This window comes from Microbacterium sp. Bi128 (assembly GCF_918698205.1).
On record NZ_CAKKMM010001505.1, the window covers coordinates 1 to 1,195 of the forward strand.

Sequence of the window (1,195 nt, forward strand, 5' to 3'; positions counted from 1 at the left end):
AAGCTGCTCGCGGCGTGCAACGGCCGCGAAATCTTCTTCGAGCACACCGACGGCCGGATCGTACTGATCTACCCGATGGGTGACCGCGTCCTGGTCGGCACCACCGACGTCGACGCCGACATGGCCCAGGACGCCGTGTGCACCGAGGCGGAAATCGACTACTTCTTTGACCTGATCGGCCACGTGTTTCCGGACATCCCGGTGGGCCGGGACCAGATTGTCTACTCGTTCTCCGGTGTTCGGCCGCTTCCGAAGCACGACGCGACCCAGCCCGGCTTCGTCAGCAGGGACTACCGGATCGAACGCCGTGCGGCGGCGGGCGGCGCCGTCCTCAGCCTCGTCGGCGGCAAGTGGACCACGTTCCGGGCCCTCGCCGAGCACCTGAGCAACGACGTCCTGGCCGAACTCGGTATGGAACGGAAGGTTTCGACGGCGAAGCTCGCCATCGGCGGCGGCGCCGGCTTCCCGGACAGCGAGGACGGCGTCCAGCGCTGGATCAAGGCCCACATGTCGGCCGGCCGCGACGTCGCCCGCGTCACCGGGCTGCTGACCCGCTACGGGACCCGTGCCGAAGAAGTCATCCGCTTCCTGGACGGGGCCGCGGCCGGCGAGCCGGACCGGCTGCTGCATTCCACCCGCGAGCTGAGCACCCGGGAACTGGAGTTCATGGCCGCCCATGAGCAGATCGGGCACCTCGTGGACGTCCTCATCCGCCGCACGTCCCTGGCCTTTCGCGGCCTGGTGACAGGGGAACTGCTCAACGAAGTCGCGGACATCCTTTCCGGACCGCTCGGCTGGGACGCGGCACGCCGGGCCTCAGAGATCAGCCACGCACAGGAGGTGCTACAGCGGTTCCACGGTGTCCGGGTCCACAGCTTGGTCGCCTGATATTGCTTGCGTGCCCGGGCAGGGAAGCCCGGGTGCAAGCACTGCGCGGTCCGCCCTGGCGGCCGGCGCAGTGGCCGGCCGGCAGCACGAACATGCTGCCGGCCCAACGGCTTCCAAACTCGCGGAGGCCGACAACAGAAAATAGAGGAGTCAAAGATGTCTCTTGGAATAGTTTTCCTATCCGAATTATTCGGTACCGCCATGCTGACCCTGCTGGGTTGCGGCGTTGTGGCCAACGTTGCGCTCAAAGGCACCAAGGGCAATAACGGCGGGTTCCTCATGGTCACCTGGGGGTGGGGCCTTGCCG

At 66.9% G+C, this 1,195-nt stretch carries 1 protein-coding gene and 1 pseudogene; both read left to right on the plus strand.

From position 1 onward, the window contains the following. On the plus strand, positions 1–888 hold an 888-nt coding region (locus LQV45_RS34055), incomplete at its 5' end, for an FAD-dependent oxidoreductase (RefSeq protein WP_230012269.1). A gap of 156 nt (positions 889–1,044) precedes the next feature. Next, positions 1,045–1,195 (plus strand): annotated as a pseudogene (locus tag LQV45_RS34060) (aquaporin family protein); the annotation flags it as partial.